The sequence below is a fragment of the Roseovarius sp. MS2 genome, assembly GCF_051447875.1.
In the GTDB taxonomy this organism is placed as follows: Bacteria; Pseudomonadota; Alphaproteobacteria; order Rhodobacterales; family Rhodobacteraceae; genus Roseovarius; species Roseovarius mucosus_A.
This window is the reverse complement of record NZ_JBKHVF010000001.1, coordinates 1,564,350-1,580,354: the sequence shown is the minus strand read 5'-3', so window position 1 is coordinate 1,580,354 and position 16,005 is coordinate 1,564,350. Positions and strand designations below refer to the sequence as shown.

16 protein-coding genes are annotated in these 16,005 nt (G+C 58.6%); 7 read left to right on the top strand and 9 right to left on the bottom strand.

The window, feature by feature from the left end:
* Window positions 1–2 precede the first annotated feature (2 nt).
* The 6 genes from ACLGGT_RS07935 to ACLGGT_RS07910 form a co-directional block, all read right to left on the bottom strand.
* On the bottom strand, window positions 3–416 hold the full coding sequence (locus tag ACLGGT_RS07935) for a BLUF domain-containing protein (protein WP_008281285.1): 414 nt from the start codon (window positions 414–416) through the stop codon (window positions 3–5).
* A gap of 301 nt (window positions 417–717) precedes the next feature.
* A complete protein-coding gene (pheS, locus tag ACLGGT_RS07930; RefSeq protein ID WP_422003403.1) occupies window positions 718–1,791 on the bottom strand; it encodes a phenylalanine--tRNA ligase subunit alpha in 1,074 nt (357 codons plus the stop codon).
* Window positions 1,792–1,860: 69 nt separating this feature from the next.
* The gene (locus ACLGGT_RS07925; protein WP_437195598.1) at window positions 1,861–2,325 is read right to left on the bottom strand and encodes a DUF1203 domain-containing protein; all 465 of its coding nucleotides are present in this window, start codon (window positions 2,323–2,325) and stop codon (window positions 1,861–1,863) included.
* A gap of 81 nt (window positions 2,326–2,406) precedes the next feature.
* Window positions 2,407–3,201, bottom strand: a complete 795-nt coding sequence (locus ACLGGT_RS07920) for an ion transporter (RefSeq protein WP_151977711.1) — start codon at window positions 3,199–3,201, stop codon at window positions 2,407–2,409.
* A 79-nt stretch (window positions 3,202–3,280) separates the two neighbouring features.
* Entirely contained in the window at window positions 3,281–3,667 is a 387-nt protein-coding gene (locus ACLGGT_RS07915) for an HIT domain-containing protein (RefSeq protein WP_008281281.1), read from the bottom strand.
* A 9-nt stretch (window positions 3,668–3,676) separates the two neighbouring features.
* On the bottom strand, window positions 3,677–5,254 hold the full coding sequence (locus ACLGGT_RS07910; protein WP_008281280.1) for a DUF5928 domain-containing protein: 1,578 nt from the start codon (window positions 5,252–5,254) through the stop codon (window positions 3,677–3,679).
* 150 nt (window positions 5,255–5,404) lie between these two features.
* Between ACLGGT_RS07910 and ACLGGT_RS07905 the strand changes: the two genes are divergently transcribed.
* The 7 genes from ACLGGT_RS07905 (at window position 5,405) to ACLGGT_RS07875 (ending at window position 11,931) form a co-directional block, all read left to right on the top strand.
* Complete coding sequence (locus tag ACLGGT_RS07905; RefSeq protein WP_037297933.1) at window positions 5,405–6,223, top strand: sulfotransferase family protein; 819 nt, start codon at window positions 5,405–5,407, stop codon at window positions 6,221–6,223.
* Between the two features lie 158 nt (window positions 6,224–6,381).
* Window positions 6,382–6,651, top strand: a complete 270-nt coding sequence (gene rpsT, locus ACLGGT_RS07900) for a 30S ribosomal protein S20 (RefSeq protein ID WP_008281278.1) — start codon at window positions 6,382–6,384, stop codon at window positions 6,649–6,651.
* 482 nt (window positions 6,652–7,133) lie between these two features.
* Window positions 7,134–8,480, top strand: a complete 1,347-nt coding sequence (gene dnaA / locus ACLGGT_RS07895) for a chromosomal replication initiator protein DnaA (RefSeq protein ID WP_008281277.1) — start codon at window positions 7,134–7,136, stop codon at window positions 8,478–8,480.
* A 124-nt stretch (window positions 8,481–8,604) separates the two neighbouring features.
* Window positions 8,605–9,723 (top strand): DNA polymerase III subunit beta, encoded by a 1,119-nt coding sequence (dnaN, locus tag ACLGGT_RS07890; RefSeq protein WP_008281276.1) that lies wholly within the window; start codon window positions 8,605–8,607, stop codon window positions 9,721–9,723.
* Between the two features lie 53 nt (window positions 9,724–9,776).
* Complete coding sequence (gene recF, locus ACLGGT_RS07885) at window positions 9,777–10,886, top strand: DNA replication/repair protein RecF (protein WP_437195596.1); 1,110 nt, start codon at window positions 9,777–9,779, stop codon at window positions 10,884–10,886.
* Window positions 10,883–11,314 carry a VOC family protein gene (locus ACLGGT_RS07880; protein WP_437195594.1) on the top strand — a complete coding sequence of 144 codons (432 nt, stop codon included), beginning with the start codon at window positions 10,883–10,885 and terminating at the stop codon, window positions 11,312–11,314. The genes recF and ACLGGT_RS07880 overlap by 4 nt, the downstream gene beginning before the upstream one ends.
* Window positions 11,311–11,931, top strand: coding sequence for a LysE family translocator (locus tag ACLGGT_RS07875; RefSeq protein ID WP_081507158.1), 621 nt, complete (start codon window positions 11,311–11,313; stop codon window positions 11,929–11,931). Before ACLGGT_RS07880 ends, ACLGGT_RS07875 begins: the two co-directional genes overlap by 4 nt.
* A 77-nt stretch (window positions 11,932–12,008) precedes the next feature.
* Here ACLGGT_RS07875 and ACLGGT_RS07870 read toward each other — a convergent pair whose 3' ends face one another.
* The 3 genes from ACLGGT_RS07870 to ACLGGT_RS07860 form a co-directional block, all read right to left on the bottom strand.
* Window positions 12,009–12,455 (bottom strand): YtoQ family protein, encoded by a 447-nt coding sequence (locus ACLGGT_RS07870; protein WP_437195593.1) that lies wholly within the window; start codon window positions 12,453–12,455, stop codon window positions 12,009–12,011.
* Between the two features lie 16 nt (window positions 12,456–12,471).
* On the bottom strand, window positions 12,472–14,871 hold the full coding sequence (gene pheT / locus ACLGGT_RS07865; protein WP_437195591.1) for a phenylalanine--tRNA ligase subunit beta: 2,400 nt from the start codon (window positions 14,869–14,871) through the stop codon (window positions 12,472–12,474).
* Window positions 14,872–14,982: 111 nt separating this feature from the next.
* Window positions 14,983–15,999, bottom strand: coding sequence for a D-cysteine desulfhydrase (locus ACLGGT_RS07860; protein ID WP_008281270.1), 1,017 nt, complete (start codon window positions 15,997–15,999; stop codon window positions 14,983–14,985).
* Window positions 16,000–16,005: the final 6 nt, after the last annotated feature.

Below are 16,005 nucleotides of genomic sequence, written 5' to 3'. Positions count from 1 at the left end.
GATCACCCCGCCGTATCACACCGCGATGCGGCCAGCCGCTGAAAGAACTTTAGCGCCTCCTGCCCAGCCGAAAACCGCTCCAACGCGCCGCCGCGCACTTCGGCGATGCTCCAGACCCAGCTTTGCGCCGGATCGTCCAGCATCGACCATTTGGGAAACATCCGCTCTTGCACTTCGCGGTGCATCAGGCGCACCGGATTGACATGCCGGTCATCCTGAATGATCCGATCATAGGTCGCCTCGACCTTGGGCTTCGGACCTTCCAAAAGTTGAAGATACATATCGCCGCGCACAATCAAAGCACCGGTAATGTCGTCACGGGCGTTATAGCGCCGCGCATCCAGCAGGATGCCCGCCAGCATCGCCGGGTCAAAGCCAAAAGGCTGAGAGGCGTAGATCAACTGGGTCAGCGGCATGTCATGGCTCCTAAAGCCGAAAAGATATACGACGCAGACTGCGCCGTCGACGGGGTCTTCACACATCCAGTCAACATGCGCCATTCCCGTGCCAAAAGCGATAGGCAGGCGCACAACCATGGATCATTTGCAGCACTTTACATGCCACCCAGATACGTATCCTATTGTCCCGTATCAACCCACCCACAGGTATACGCGATACGTTAGAATAGCGTTAAATGGCGATATTCATAGGAAGGAATCGCTTGGCCAGAAGCCTGCGCGATCCTTCCGCTCTGCTTAGCGCTATGGGTCTGCCCCCCTACCGCGACAACCCGCCATGCAACGTCGGCTGATCAAGGCTCGCAAACCCGTAATGCCGCAGCCAGCGTAAATCAGAATCAAAGAACGCCCGCAGATCAGGAATCCCGTATTTCAGCATCGCGATCCGGTCGATCCCCATGCCAAAGGCAAAGCCTTGCCACTCATTCGGGTCGATATTCCCAGCCTGCAACACCTTGGGATGGACCATTCCGGACCCGAGAATTTCAAGCCAGTCATTGCCCTCGCCCACCTTGAGCGTGCCACCTTCCCAAGAACAGCGGATATCCACCTCGGCCGATGGCTCGGTGAAGGGGAAATGCGACGCGCGAAAACGCAGATCGACATTGTCCACTTCAAAGAACGCTTTGACGAACTCTTCCAGCACCCATTTGAGGTTGGCCATGGAAATGGCACGGTCAATCGCCAGACCTTCGACCTGATGGAACATGGGGGTATGGGTCTGATCGTAATCGGCACGATAGACGCGGCCCGGCGCAATGATCCGGATGGGCGCGCCATTGGCCTGCATGCTACGGATCTGCACCGGGCTGGTGTGGGTGCGCAGGACATGCGGCGGCCGTTCGTCCCCGTCCGCCCGATGCGTGTAAAACGTATCCATTTCGGCACGTGCCGGGTGATGGCCGGGAATGTTCAGTGCGTCGAAATTGAACCAGTCGGATTCTATTTGCGGCCCTTCAGCCACGGCAAAGCCCATGTCGGCAAAGATTGCGGTGACTTCCTCTGTCACTTGGCTGACCGGGTGGATCGTGCCCGCCCTGCGCCCGCGCGCAGGCAGCGTCACATCCAGCCACTCGCCCCGCAAGCGTTCATCCAGCGCGGCATCGCCCAAGGCTTGTTTCTTGGCGGCAAGTGCGCTTGTGATCTCGTCTTTCAGCGCGTTCAGGCGTGGTCCGGCCTCTTGCCGCTCTTCCGGGCTCATCCGCCCCAATTCGCGCATCGCAAGGCTGATTTCGCCCTTCTTGCCAATGGCCTGCACACGCAGATCCTCAAGCGTGGTCTCGTCGCCCGCATGGGCAATCGCCGTCAGATATTTTTCCCGCAGATCACTCATTGCATCCATCCCGCTGGTCTCTCCGGCGAGTTACCGCGCATCGGCGCGGCGTGCAAGCAATTGCGCCGGTCAAGCCCGGTCGATCCGCGCCTGATAGCAATTGTTGCGCGCCGAGCGAACATGGATATAGGCCACATTCCTCTGCTCGAACACCTGTTCGGCATAGGCAGGGATCTCGACCGCTGCCACAACACGACCGGTGCCGTAAACTATGCGGTCCCGGCTGTTGTAACCCTTGAGCAGATAGTCGGGGCTGTCGCGCAAGACTTCGGGAATCGCTGTGCCGTCATGCCGCGCACAGGCATCCGCACAGAGGAAAATCGGCCCGGTCTCCGCATAGGGATGCAACCCGGCAAAGGGCCGATAGGCGAGGATCAGCATCGCCGCCCCCTCGGGTATGAGGCGCAGACAATGGCGGCAAGGATTGCCAGATCCCTGCGCCACATGATGTTCAGGCGGGGTTCCATAGGCATCGGGCGCGCCAGCTTGCAAGGCGCGGACAGTCTCTGTGGGCAAGGCGGTGATAGCAATCATTCTCGGGCCTCCGGTTCGGGTTTCCCCAAATCTGCCCCAAGGCTGCGTCATAAGACGACCCGCTTCTTGCGCAATTTGCGCTCACCCTTTCGGTTTCTTGTCCTGAACGTCCCGGAGCAGCGCCTCGAGCTGTGTGAGTCGCGTCAACACTTCATCGCGGTAATTGTCGGTCTTTTCTACGTCCTCAGCGTGATGCGCATCCTGCATCGAGTTGACGATCAGACCGACCAGCAAGTTCACCACCGCAAAGGTCGTGACCATGATGAAGGGCACAAAAAACGCCCAAGCATAGGGGAATTCCTCCATCACCGGCCGCACGATGCCCATCGACCAAGATTCGAGCGTCATGATCTGGAAAAGCGAATAGGCCGAGCGACCCAGATCACCGAACCACTCCGGGTACGCCGCGCCAAACAATTTGGTCGCCATCACGGACCCGATATAGAACAGCATACCCATCAAAAGGAACACCGACCCCATGCCGGGTAGGGCCGTCACCAACCCCTCGACCACCCGACGCAGTGAGGGCGCAACAGACACGACGCGCAACAGACGCAGGATACGAAGTGCCCGCAACACCGACAGGCCCTGAGTGGCCGGAACCAAAGAAATTCCCACGATAACGAAATCAAAGATATTCCAACCGTTCCGGAAAAATCCCCCGATTCCGCGCGCAAAAAGTTTGGCGGCGATCTCGACCACGAAAACCGCAAGACAGAGCTTGTCGAGCAAAAGGATCAGATCACCCGCCCGCTCCATGATCGGATCAGAGGTTTCCATGCCGAGGATCACGGCATTGAACAGGATCACGCCCAGAATCGCGTTTTGAAACAGAGAGGTGTCGATGAATGCGCCGACGCGGGTGCGAAAATTCATGAAGATGCCTGCCAAGTCCTATGTCTGACCAATGCGCCCCATATGGGCGCATCTCATCTGCGGCACAAGCGGGGCTGACTCAGGTTTCGGCGCGCGCCAGCATGCGGCCCAGCATTCGACCGCCGAGGATATGCAGATGGTAATGCGGCACCTCCTGCACACCATGGGCACCGGCGTTGGTAATCGCGCGAAAACCCTGACCATCTGCGCCCAGATCAACGCCCGTCTGGCGGCACACCTCGGCTACGGCGCGGTTGAAATCGACGATCTCAGCATCACTCGCCTCTGACGCAAAGTGATCGTAGCTGACATAGGCCCCTTTGGGGATCACCAGCACATGCACCGGGGCCTGCGGCTGGATATCGTGAAATGCAAGGGTATGCGCCGTCTCCAGCACCGTTTTGTTCGGGATCTCACCGCGCAGGATTCGGGCAAAGATATTCTGGGGATCATAGGCATAGGGCATGGGGCGTCCTCAATCTGCAAACAGGTGGTCGGGCTCTGCGATTTCCTGCGCTTTTTCGCGCGGAATATCAAGGAAGCGCGCCAATAGATCGGCGCGTTGGCCCCGATCATCCGATTGCCGCAGTATCATGTGATTCTCGAATTCGGAATCGCGTATGCGGTCGCTCTCATAGGTCATGTCGCCTCGGATTGTGGGCAACAGCCGCTCTAATGTCTCGGGCGGGGTCTGTTCGCCCGCCAGTCCAACACGCATGGCATGACCAATCAGATACGCATCGGTAAAATGACACTGAACCTCCAAAAGCTTGGTCACAGCGCGATCACCGCAGAAATCCTGCAACAGATCAATGCTGCCGGGGTCCATGCAGACAAGCAGGCGATCCGTCTCATAGTAATCGAACAGCATCCGCATCAGGGCCCGCCGATGCCGGGTTCGCTTGGCCAAAGTACCCTGAATACCCCCCAGATCAGGCAGAGCTGTGCCCTCTTCGTTGAAAAGATATTCGATTGCAGGCAGGTTTGTGACCTGTCGGATGCGCTCCAGCAAACGCTTGGCCACATGCCATTTCTTGCACACAACGATCATCAGCTCGCGCTCACGCCCCAGTGTGCTTTCGGTTTCCCAGAACCGCTGAGCAAATCGTCGGCCTTCCCGGCCCCGCGCAGTCAAAAACTGAAACAGGCCGCGCCCCTCGTTCGAAATCTGGAACTGCGCGCGCTCGTCAGAATAGAGCGTGCCCAAACGCCGCTTCAGCTCCAATGCCTCGGGGCTGATCTTGCGGGCAAAGAGATAATCCTGACTGAGCAAGAGGTCGTAGTGGTCGTTGTAGAACGTGACCGGCATCCCATAGTCTGTGAACATGAGAAATGTCAGTGTGCGCGTCTCAATCTCACTCTCAGGCACCAGATGCCGCACAAGCGTTTGAAAGAACGTTTCATCGGGAATCCATGTGGTGCGAAAAAACCGCATCACATCGCGCCGTTTGCGGGTGAATTCCAAAATCCACTCGACTGTGCGCCGCCGCAGGCACCACCACTGGCTTCCGATCTGGATTTGGATGTCAGGCGGAATGGGGCGCGTCAGACCCAGTTTGCGCTGGAGGTTGTATGACGCGTAGAACCGCTTGGGCTGTGTGCGTTCGTTGAAGAAGTGGCGATAAATCAGCCGCTCTTCCTTCATCCCGGTTTTGATCCAGTCACTCTCGAAGTAGTCGAAACTTTCGACATAATCGACATCGCGATTGTCCAAAAATTGATGCGCAAAACGGGCCGACTTGATCGGCGCGCAATCGCCCGAGAGCATGTAAAAATGCGTGGCACGCGGAAATTCGTCAACCGCCGCCTCAACCGCGTAAAGCGTGGCTTGCACCAAAGACCAGGCGCCCCAACCGCATTTGATGCGTTTTCTCGCGAAGGTCACACTGGGATTATCCGCCAGGGCTGTCTTGATCCGGTTAAAAGCCTCGGGCTTGGCGCGTGCGTCAAAATGGATCGCCATATAGTCGCCCGCAGCCGTCAGCATCTCAGCCTGACGGATGATCGCCTCAGGGTCCTTGTGACACAGCAGGATGAATGCGATCTTTGCCATTACGGAAACGGTTTAACCTTCGATTTACCGACTGTTTATAGCATTAACGGTGAACAGCGCCTGAATAAACAGACTTTCTTTGGTTTTTTGAACAGGTTAGACAGGATCAAGCCTGCATCAAGCGGGAAAGTATTGGCGGAGGCAGTGATCATGGGATTTCCCGGAACCTGGATGACCGAAAGCGAGAGCGTGGTCTACCGCGTGGTCCCCAAGTGTGCCTGCTCGACCATCGGGCAAATTCTCTATTATTCCGACCATGGCGTGTTCTTTGATGGCGACATTCACGACGCAACGGAAGGCCTTCATAAATGGGCGCGCGAAGACAGTCAGAAGCTGATCAACGCCAATGTGAAAACCCATACCTCCTATGCGTTTTCCTGCGTGCGCAACCCATATACCCGCATCCTGTCGTCTTTTTTCGACAAGATTTGCGGCATTCAGCGCAACGGCAGCCGCTATCGCGGCAAGCTGGTGCCGACCATCATCCAGAAATACGGAATTGAAGTGGGCGGCGACGACGGCAAGCAAGAGTTTGACCAGATCAAAAGCTTTCGCCGGTTTTTGCTCTTTGCTCGGGACACCATCCGCTGGAAACGACCGATGGAGCCAGATATTCACTGGTCCGCGATGTCGGGCCATATCTCGACCTTTATCGTCAACGGTGGCCGCTACAACAAGATTTTCTGGACAGAGAAATTCGATGACGGCATGGGCGAGGTGCTGGGGGCGATCAACACCAAGCATACGATCGACCTCAAAACCATTCCTCGGTTCAACGAATCCGAAGGCCACGGGCCCAAACGCGCGCATCCTGTCGAAGAGTATTTCGACGACCTCTCGATGCATCTGATCTACGAAATATACAAACGCGATTTTGACCTCTTCAAATATGATTTCGAAAATCCAGCCAACAAGATGCCAATAGGTGAGATCGACCTTGACGAGGTGCATGCCAAGCTGGGCGACTGATCTGCCCCACGAGGGCTTGCATTCCGGGCCAACTGGCGTATACGGCACGCCAGACATGCGCGTGATGCCCGCTTAGGCAAGAATCACCCCGTTCGGCGGGGGTCCCGGTTGGGTATGACGTGCGTTTACACATATCGAACCGAGAAAGGGTCACTTACATGGCCAATACGCCGCAGTCCAAGAAACGCGCCCGCCAGAACGAAAAGCGTTTTGCCATCAACAAATCCCGCCGCTCGCGCATCCGCACCTTCCTTCGCAAAGTCGAAGAGGCCATCGCTTCTGGCGATAAGGACGCGGCCGTGACCGCCCTGCGCAATGCTCAGCCCGAATTGATGCGCGGCGTAACAAAAGGTGTGGTGCACAAGAACACCGCATCCCGCAAAATTTCGCGCCTCTCGTCGCGCGTAAAAGCAATCGCGCAAAGCTGAGAAGCAACCCTTTGAAACTAAAAGGCAGCGTCGTCGACGCTGCCTTTTGCATGTCTGCGGGTCCGGCTGCGGTCAGAGATTCTTTTCGGTCAAAGCCTCTGTCAAGCGCATAGAGTAGTTGCCGCAACAGGCCGGAGGTTGCTAATTTCAGACCTGCGATTCACGCTTGGGGGGACAGGCTGTATCGGGGTCAAGCAGAAGAGGGAAACCCTCAGCTATGGCACCGCTACTGAGCACTCTGCTCTAGTCATGTCCAATGCGAATGTACTTTGCGGTCAGGAACCGCGTGGCTTTGGGACGGGCCGCGCATATACGGTGATTGATTTCAGAGTACGCGCTTGTTGACGAGGGGACATGCATCCGTTGCACCTAGCATCGGAACGCAAGTTGCTTTGCCGACTCAAAACTGTGTCGCGCCGGATCGAACAACTGCTGTCGGATCCGGCTTGAGAAGAACGGTAGAGTCGCGGAACGGGGACAGAATGACACAAGAGCAATGGGGCCAGTTGAAGCAAAAACTTCAGCAATCCGTCGGGCAGAGCAATTTCAAGAACTGGATAGAGCCGCTGGAATTTGCTCGCGTCGATGATGGTGTCGCGACCTTTCATGTCCCCACGACATTTCTTGGCAATTATGTATCGCAACATTTTGGCGAATTGATTCTCTATCAGATGAGCAATCTGTCTCCTGATGTCAGGCGCCTGCAATTCCGTGTTGCCGCCAATAGTGGCGCGCGCCCCTCACGGCCTGCTACCGTAGCCTCGGTGGAACCTATCGCCGACAGCATCGTTCCGTCTGCGCCGCTGGACGAGAGGTTCACGTTTGATAGTTTCGTGGTCGGCAAGCCCAATGAACTTGCCCATGCCGCAGCGCGCCGGGTGGCCGAATGCGGCCCCGTTACATTCAATCCACTGTTTCTTTATGGCGGCGTCGGCCTTGGCAAAACCCACCTGATGCATGCGATCGCTTGGGAATTGAAGATCACCCGCCCCGATCTCAACGTTGTCTATCTCTCGGCGGAACAGTTCATGTATCGCTTTGTGCAAGCGCTGCGCGACCGCAAGATGATGGATTTCAAATCGGTGTTCCGTTCCGTCGATGTTCTGATGGTCGACGACGTGCAGTTCATCGCCGGCAAGGACAGCACGCAAGAAGAGTTCTTTCACACCTTCAATGCGCTTGTGGACCAGAACAAGCAGATCGTAATTTCCGCCGACCGCGCCCCCGGAGAGATTGCCAATCTTGAGGAACGCATCAAGTCGCGCCTGCAATGTGGCCTCGTGGTTGACCTTCACCCGACTGATTATGAATTGCGTCTTGGCATCCTGCAATCCAAGGTCGACCGCTACCGCGCGCAATATCCCGACCTTGCCCTTAGCGACGGCGTGCTTGAATTCCTCGCGCACCGGATCAGCACAAATGTGCGCGTGCTCGAGGGTGCGATGACCCGGCTTTTCGCCTTCGCCTCGCTGGTGCGCAAGCCGATCACACTGGAACTGACCCAAGATTGCCTTGCGGATGTGCTGCGCGCATCCGAGCGCAAAGTGTCTATTGAGGAAATTCAGCGCAAGGTCTCGGATCATTACAATATCCGGCTCAGCGATATGATCGGCCCAAAGCGAACCCGCTGCTACGCCCGCCCGCGACAGGTGGCGATGTATCTTTGCAAACAGATGACATCGCGATCCTTGCCGGAAATCGGTCGGCGTTTTGGTGGGCGCGACCACACAACGATCATGCATGGCGTCAAGCGTATCGACGAGTTGCGCATTCAAGATGCACAGATTGCCGAGGATCTGGAGCTTCTGCGTCGCACGCTGGAAGGGTAAGTGGCGCCAGCCCTTGACGCTGTCGGTTTTCCAGCCGAAAACTCCAAAAAACACTTGAGGTGCGGGGTGGAGTTGCTACCTTGCCCCTCCCGGCATTGATCCGGCACCTGACAGGAGCGAGGGAATGAAACTCAGCATCGAACGCGGCGCATTGCTTAAAGCCGTGTCTCAGGCCCAATCGGTGGTCGAACGGCGCAATACGATCCCGATCCTCGCCAATGTCCTGATCGAGGCCGAAGGTAACAGCGTACAATTCCGCGCCACCGATCTTGATATCGAAGTGGTGGACAAGGCTCCTGCTCAGGTCGAGCGCGCCGGTGCCACAACTGTATCGGCAGTGATGCTCCATGAAATCGTGCGCAAACTGCCCGATGGCTCGCTGGTCACGCTCAGCGACGACGGGGCCTCGGGCCGTCTTACGGTGCAGGCCGGACGGTCAAATTTCAATCTCGCCACCTTGCCGAAAGAAGACTTTCCGGTGATGGCCTCCTCGGAATATGCCAGCAATTTCTCGGCCCCCGCGCCAGTGCTGCGCCGCCTCTTCGACAAATCGAAATTTGCCATTTCCACCGAGGAAACCCGCTATTACCTCAACGGCGTCTATCTGCACGTCTCGGACGCCGATGGCGGCAAGGTTCTGCGATGTGTGGCAACGGATGGTCACCGCCTTGCGCGTATTGATGCTGACCTGCCTGATGGAGCCTCGGACATGCCCGGCGTGATCGTTCCGCGCAAGACCGTGGGCGAACTGCGTAAACTGCTCGAAGACGATGACATGAAGATCGCGGTCTCGGTTTCAGAAACCAAGATCCGTTTTGCCACGCCCGACATTACCCTCACCTCCAAGGTGATTGATGGCACCTTCCCCGATTACACCCGCGTCATTCCGCAGGGCAACACCCGCCGAATGGAGGTGGATGCCGCAGAATTTGCGCAGGCGGTAGACCGTGTGGCAACCGTGAGCTCAGAGCGCTCGCGCGCGGTGAAGCTCTCGCTTGACGAAGATCGCCTGATCCTCTCGGTCAACGCCCCAGATAGCGGTGCCGCCGAAGAAGAATTGGCCGTGGCCTATGGCGATGAGCGGCTCGAGATTGGCTTCAACGCTAAATACCTTCTGGAAATCGCCAGTCAGGTCGACCGGGAGAACGCCGTTTTCCTGTTCAACTCTTCGGGCGATCCCACCTTGATGCGCGAAGGCAATGACACGACAGCGGTCTATGTCGTCATGCCAATGCGGGTGTGACGCCTGTCGGAGCCTCCGGCGGGAGTATTTTCGGAACGATGAAAGGGCCGTGAATGCCCGGCCTTTACCTCTCGGAATTGACCCTCTCGCATTTCCGCTCGCATAAATTCGGTCGGCTGTCGCTGGATGCGCGGCCTGTAGCGATTTATGGGCCGAATGGGGCGGGCAAGACCAACCTGATCGAGGCAGTCTCACTTTTGTCGCCCGGTCGTGGCCTGCGGCGCGCCGCCGCACAGGACATGGCGCGACGGCCAGAGGCGCTCGGCTGGAAGATCACCACGATTCTGCATTCCCTGCACCAAGTCCACGAAGTCGAGACCTTCGCCGAGGGCATGGCCGCCCGCCAGGTCCGGATCGATGGCAAGTCCGCCACGCAGATTGCGCTCGGGCGCGTCGCGCGCCTTCTCTGGCTCGTCCCAGCCATGGACCGCCTTTGGATCGAAGGGGCAGACGGCCGCCGCCGCTTTCTCGACCGCATGACCATGAGCTTTATTCCCGCCCATGCCGAGGTTACGCTCGCTTATGACAAGGCGATGCGCGAACGCAACCGTCTGCTCAAGGATCAGGTGCGCGATGCGCAGTGGTATCTTGCGCTCGAACGGCAAATGGCCGACGCGGGCGCCGAAATCCATACCAACCGCCAGCACGCGCTCGCCCTGATCATGGGGGCGCAGATGCAAGCCGAAACCGCCTTTCCCACTGCAGAACTGGAGCTGACGCAAACCGAAGGGGAGATGCCGGACAGTGCCGACGATCTGCGTCAAGCATTGGCCGAGAGCCGTTTTCGCGATCTGATGGCGGGTCGCACACTGATCGGGCCGCACCGCGCCGATCTCTACGGTGTCTATGCCGCCAAGGGCGTGCCCGCCGCCGACTGCTCCACCGGCGAGCAAAAGGCGCTTCTGGTCTCGCTCATCCTTGCGAATGCCCGCGCCCTTGCGCGCGATTTCGGGGCACCGCCGCTCTTGTTGCTGGATGAGGTCGCAGCCCATCTTGACGCCACCCGCCGCGCGGCCCTCTATGACGAAATCTGCGCACTCGGCGCTCAGGCATGGATGACCGGCACCGGGCCAGAGCTATTCTCCGAACTGGGCAACCGCGCACAACATATCCACGTCACAGACACCGCTGGCATCAGCCAGATCACACCAGAGGCCCCATGACCCCGCAACGCGTCACTCTCATTACCCTAGGCGTCGAGGATCTTGACCGGTCGCGTACCTTCTATGAAGCGCTTGGCTGGACCCCGGCCCAGGCACTTCCAGAGGTGGTGTTCTACCAGATGAACGGTTTGGTGCTTGGTCTCTTCGGCAAGGCGCATCTCGCCGCCGATCAGGGCCGCCCGGATGCCGCCCTCGGGACCGGGGCAATCACGCTGGCCCAGAACTTTGTAACCGAGGCAGAGGTGGACGCCGCCTTTTCCACCGCGCTCGCCGCCGGGGCTACCGCGCTCAAACATCCTGAAAAGGTATTCTGGGGCGGCTATTCCGGCTATTATGCCGATCCCGACGGTCATGTTTGGGAAGTGGCGATGAACCCCTTTTGGCCACTCGCCGAGGATGGCAGCCTGACCTTGCCAGAAGCCCCATGACCATCGCGCCTTTCGATCTGATGCTCTATGCCGCAGCCATGGCAGGCCTCTGGGCTGTGCCGGGCCCGGTCTGGGTGGCATTGACGGCGCGCGCCCTCTCGGGCGGTATGCGCGGGGCATGGCCGTTGGCTGTGGGCGTGGCCTTGGGCGATCTGATCTGGCCGCTCTGCGCCATTCTCGGCCTTGCCTGGGTTCTGTCGATCTATGGTGATGCGCTGAACCTGCTGCGCTGGATCGCAGCGGGCGTATTCATCGGTATGGGCCTATTGCTGATCCGTGCGCCTGCGCGCGTCCCGGGTGCCGATAGTCGCATGACCCGCCCCGGCATCTGGGCCGGGTTTTCGGTTGGCGTGGCGGCGGTCATTGGCAACCCCAAGGCGATCCTCTTCTACATGGGTTTTCTGCCGGGTTTCTTCGATCTGGCGCAGGTTACCGTGCTCGACATCGCCGCGATTCTTGCGATTTCGGCGATCGTGCCCATGCTTGGCAATCTGGCACTGGCGCTTTTTCTCGACCGCGCGCGTCGCCTCTTGCAGAGCCCGGCAGCACTGCGCCGCATGAACATCAGTTCAGGCGTGCTCCTGATTCTCGTGGGGCTTGTGATCCCTTTTACGTGACCGACCTTGAACGCTTCGTCAGACTGAGCATGCCCCAGGAGCAAGCCCGTTCTTGATCAAGGATAGCGCAGCCGCCCCTAGCCCGGCAAGGTACCATTGAGCACATAGCGCAACAGTTCCACAACCTGCGCCGGTTCTCGGGCCACGGCAAGAGCGGCGGCATCTACTTCTTTGAGCGCATGGTCATGTTCGGGGCGTTGCAAGATAATCAAGGACTTGCCAAGTGCCGCTGCATAACCTGCGTCAAAGGCAGCGTTCCATTGCTTGTACTGCTCACCAAAGCGCACCACGACAACATCCGCCTCGGCAATCCCCTTGCGCGTGCGAATGGCGTTGACCATCGCGCCCTTGTGGTCGTGCCAATATTTGTTCGGCTCTTCCCCAAGGATCGCCACGCCGCAATCATCGCTCGCCGCGTGATCCGTGACCGGGCCTGAGAACACCACATCAAGCCCTTTGGACCCTTCAACAATCTGATCGCGCCAATCAGTGTGGATTTCGCCTGAAAGATAGACCTTGAGCATGGTTTTCTCCTTTTGTTCAGCCACGCAGCACTCCGCCGGTCGCCTTTGTTACCTTTTCGATGATCTTGCCCGATACCGCTTCAATCTCAGCCTCGGTCAGTGTCTTGTCGCGGGGTTGAAGGCGTACGGTCAGAGCGAGGGATTTCTTGCCCTCACCCAGATTGCCGCCGCTGAAGGCATCAAACACGCGAACATCCTCGATCAGCGCCTTGTCGGCCCCAGCCGCCGCGTTGATAAGGGTCAGCGCCTCGGTTTGGACGTCTACCACAAAGGCGAAATCGCGCTCGACCGCCTGCAGATCGCTGATGTCCAATGCGCCCCTGCTGGCAGATGTCTTGCGCGGCAACGGAATTTCCGCCGGATAAAGAGTAAAGGCCACGGCAGGCCCTTTGACATCCAGCGCCTGCAAAATGCGCGGATGCACTTCGCCAAAGATACCCAGTACCTTTTTGGGTCCCAGACAGATCCGCCCATGCCGACCCGGATGGAACCATGCCGGCCCGTCGCGCAGGATCTGCGCCTTGGCAGGCGCGCCAATTGCGGCAAGGATCGCTTCGACATCGGCCTTGGCGTCGAAGACATCAACCGCCCGCGCTGCGCCATGTACCTCTTTGGGCCCCGAGCGCCCTACAAGAAGTCCCGCAACCTGCAAATGCTGTTCACCCGGCTCGCCACCATGAAAGGCGTGCCCCACTTCGAACAACGCCAGATCCATGATCCCCCGCGCCTGATTGCGGGCCGCAGCCCGCAACAGACCCGGAAGCAGGTCCGGACGCATGTGGCTAAGGTCTGCGCTGATCGGATTGGCCAGCATCGTCGCGTCATCGCCTCCGCCAAAGAGCGTGGCTGCGGCATGGTCAATAAAGCTGTAGGTGACACATTCGTTATAGCCAAGCGCCGCACAGGTGCGGCGCGCGATCTGTTCGCGCTTTTGCATCGGGCTGAGGATCGGCTTGGGCACGCCAGGCAGGGCGCGTGCCATAGGGCGGCCTTGCAACTTGGTCAGAGATGCAATCCGCGCCACCTCTTCCACCAGATCCGCCTCGCCAAGAATATCAGGCCGCCAGCTTGGGACATAGGCCATGTTACCCTCGAGCTTGAAGCCGAGTGCAGTTAAACTCTGACGCTGCTCGCTTTCAGGAATTTCCATTCCCACCAGCGATTGCACCCGCGCAGGATCAAGCCGGTAGGCGCGGCTCACATCCGGCACCTTGCCCGCGACGACGCGGTTCGAAGGCGCACCACCACATAGGTCGAGGATCATTTGCGTCGCCAGATCCAGTGCTTCCATGTTGAACGCAGGATCAATACCGCGCTCGTTGCGATAGCGCGCGTCTGAGTTGATCCGCAGAGCGCGGCCCGTTGTGGCGATCTGCACGGTGTCCCATACCGCCGCTTCCAGAAAGACATTTACGGTTTCGTCAGTGCAGCCGGTTGCGAGACCACCCATGATACCGCCAATGCTCTCAATGCCGGACTCATCAGAAATCACCACCTGACCGAGGCCAAAGGTGTATTCCTTTTCATCCAGTCCAATCAATGTCTCGCCGCCTGTCGTGCGGTGTATACGAAGGTCACCCTTCACCTTGTCCGCGTCAAAGACATGCAGGGGGCGATTGCGATCATAGGTGAAGAAGTTGGTGATATCGACCAGCGCCGAGATCGGGCGCAGTCCGATGGCGCGCAGCCGCTGTTGCAACCATTCGGGAGAAGGGCCGTTCTTGACCCCCCGGATCAACCGCCCAGCAAAAACCTCACAGCCGCCGGTTGCCGTATCCGCGTCAATCGTCACACCGATGGGGCAGGCGAACTGCCCCTCGATGTCGACAGTTTGCGCCGGTTTCATCTTGCCCATTCCCCGCGCTGCCAGATCAAGAGCAATGCCGCGCACGCCAAGCGCATCGGGACGATTGGGGGTGATGGCAATCTCGATCACGGGGTCAACCTTGGCCGGATCATGGGCGGCCAGCCAATCGGTAAACCGCTGGCCTACCTCGCCCGAAGGCAGTTCGATGATGCCGTCATGCTCTTCGCTAAGCTCCATCTCGCGCTCGGAACACATCATGCCGTGGCTCTCGATGCCCCGGATCTTACCAACGCCGATGGTGGTGTCGATGCCTGGCACATAGACGCCCGGCTTGGCGATCACGACGGTGATCCCTTCCCGCGCATTGGGCGCGCCGCAGATAATCTGGGTCTCTCCATCCGCTGTCGCGACCTGACAGACACGCAGCCGGTCCGCATCGGGATGCGGTTCTGCCTTGAGCACCTTGCCGATGGTAAAGTCACGCAGCCGCGCGGCGGGGTCGGTGATGCCTTCGACCTCTAGCCCAAGATCGGTCAGGGTCTCGGCGATCTCGGTAACCGAGGCCGTGGTTTCCAGATGCTCTTTCAGCCAGGACAATGTGAATTTCATGCGTGCTTTTCCGCCTGCAAATATAGGTTACAGAGCGCTTTACCGGATATGTCAGGCATGGAAAACCCCGCATTGCTGCGGGGCTTTGTCTTGTTCGCCCTTTGGGATGGGTTACTTTTTCCAGCGGCCCGAGAAATCAAAGGCGCTGTCATAGCCAAACAGCGCGACAGACCCCCCGGTGTGAAGAAAGACGACGCGCTCACCTTTCTTGAAATGACCCTTGCGGATCAGGTCGATAAAGCCCGCAGCCCCTTTGGCCGAATACACCGGATCGAGCAGGATTGCCTCCAATTCGGCAAACATGTGAATGGCTTCGATGCCGGATTCCGTGGGAATGCCATAGCCTTCGCCAACATAATCGGTATTGGCAACCACATCCTCACGCTTGACCACTCCGGCGCAGCCCAGCTTTTCAGCGGTCGCGCAGGCGAGGTTATAGACGTTCTCTTCTTGCTTGGCCTTGGGCGCGCGGACGCCAATGCCCAAGAGCGGAATTTGCGCGTTCATCGCCTTGAGACCGGTGATCAGCCCCGCCTGCGTGCCAGCACTGCCGGTGGCATGAACAATGTGATCCACCTTGAGCGCCCGATCATTGAACTGCGCCAGCATCTCGAAGGCGCAGTTAACATAGCCAAGCGCGCCTGTCGGGTTCGAGCCACCACCGGGAATGGTATAGACATTGCGCCCATCGGCACGGAACTTGTCCGCGACCTTTTCCATCTCGGCATTCATGTCGCCGCCACCGGGGCGCTTTTCCGTGGTCGCCCCGTGCATGTGATCCAACAGAACGTTGCCGCCATTGTTGTAATTGGCGTTGTTCGAACCCGTGCGATCCTCAAGCAGCAGGTGGCAATCCATTCCCAGTTTGGCGGCAAAGGCCGCCGTTTGACGCGCATGGTTGGATTGCGTGGCCCCTTGGGTCATCACCATATCCGCGCCCTGCAATTCTGCCTCTGCCATCAGGAATTCCAGCTTGCGGGTCTTGTTGCCGCCGGTGCTAAGGCCGGTGCAATCATCCCGCTTGATCCAGATTTCAGGACCGTTCAATTCCTTGGTCAAACGGTCCAGCCGTTCCAGCGGAGTCGGCAGATGGGCGAGAAAACGACGGGGATAGCGGGCAAGATGCATGGGTGT

Bases quoted from the DNA above. Each gene is read 5' to 3' on its own strand.
- ACLGGT_RS07935 (WP_008281285.1), bottom strand. From the start codon at position 416: ATGCCGCTGACCCAGTTGATCTACGCCTCTCAGCCTTTTGGCTTTGAC.
- pheS (WP_422003403.1), bottom strand. From the start codon at position 1,791: ATGAGTGATCTGCGGGAAAAATATCTGACGGCGATTGCCCATGCGGGC.
- ACLGGT_RS07925 (WP_437195598.1), bottom strand. From the start codon at position 2,325: ATGATTGCTATCACCGCCTTGCCCACAGAGACTGTCCGCGCCTTGCAA.
- ACLGGT_RS07920 (WP_151977711.1), bottom strand. From the start codon at position 3,201: ATGAATTTTCGCACCCGCGTCGGCGCATTCATCGACACCTCTCTGTTT.
- ACLGGT_RS07915 (WP_008281281.1), bottom strand. From the start codon at position 3,667: ATGCCCTATGCCTATGATCCCCAGAATATCTTTGCCCGAATCCTGCGC.
- ACLGGT_RS07910 (WP_008281280.1), bottom strand. From the start codon at position 5,254: ATGGCAAAGATCGCATTCATCCTGCTGTGTCACAAGGACCCTGAGGCG.
- ACLGGT_RS07905 (WP_037297933.1), top strand. From the start codon at position 5,405: ATGGGATTTCCCGGAACCTGGATGACCGAAAGCGAGAGCGTGGTCTAC.
- rpsT (WP_008281278.1), top strand. From the start codon at position 6,382: ATGGCCAATACGCCGCAGTCCAAGAAACGCGCCCGCCAGAACGAAAAG.
- dnaA (WP_008281277.1), top strand. From the start codon at position 7,134: ATGACACAAGAGCAATGGGGCCAGTTGAAGCAAAAACTTCAGCAATCC.
- dnaN (WP_008281276.1), top strand. From the start codon at position 8,605: ATGAAACTCAGCATCGAACGCGGCGCATTGCTTAAAGCCGTGTCTCAG.
- recF (WP_437195596.1), top strand. From the start codon at position 9,777: ATGCCCGGCCTTTACCTCTCGGAATTGACCCTCTCGCATTTCCGCTCG.
- ACLGGT_RS07880 (WP_437195594.1), top strand. From the start codon at position 10,883: ATGACCCCGCAACGCGTCACTCTCATTACCCTAGGCGTCGAGGATCTT.
- ACLGGT_RS07875 (WP_081507158.1), top strand. From the start codon at position 11,311: ATGACCATCGCGCCTTTCGATCTGATGCTCTATGCCGCAGCCATGGCA.
- ACLGGT_RS07870 (WP_437195593.1), bottom strand. From the start codon at position 12,455: ATGCTCAAGGTCTATCTTTCAGGCGAAATCCACACTGATTGGCGCGAT.
- pheT (WP_437195591.1), bottom strand. From the start codon at position 14,871: ATGAAATTCACATTGTCCTGGCTGAAAGAGCATCTGGAAACCACGGCC.
- ACLGGT_RS07860 (WP_008281270.1), bottom strand. From the start codon at position 15,999: ATGCATCTTGCCCGCTATCCCCGTCGTTTTCTCGCCCATCTGCCGACT.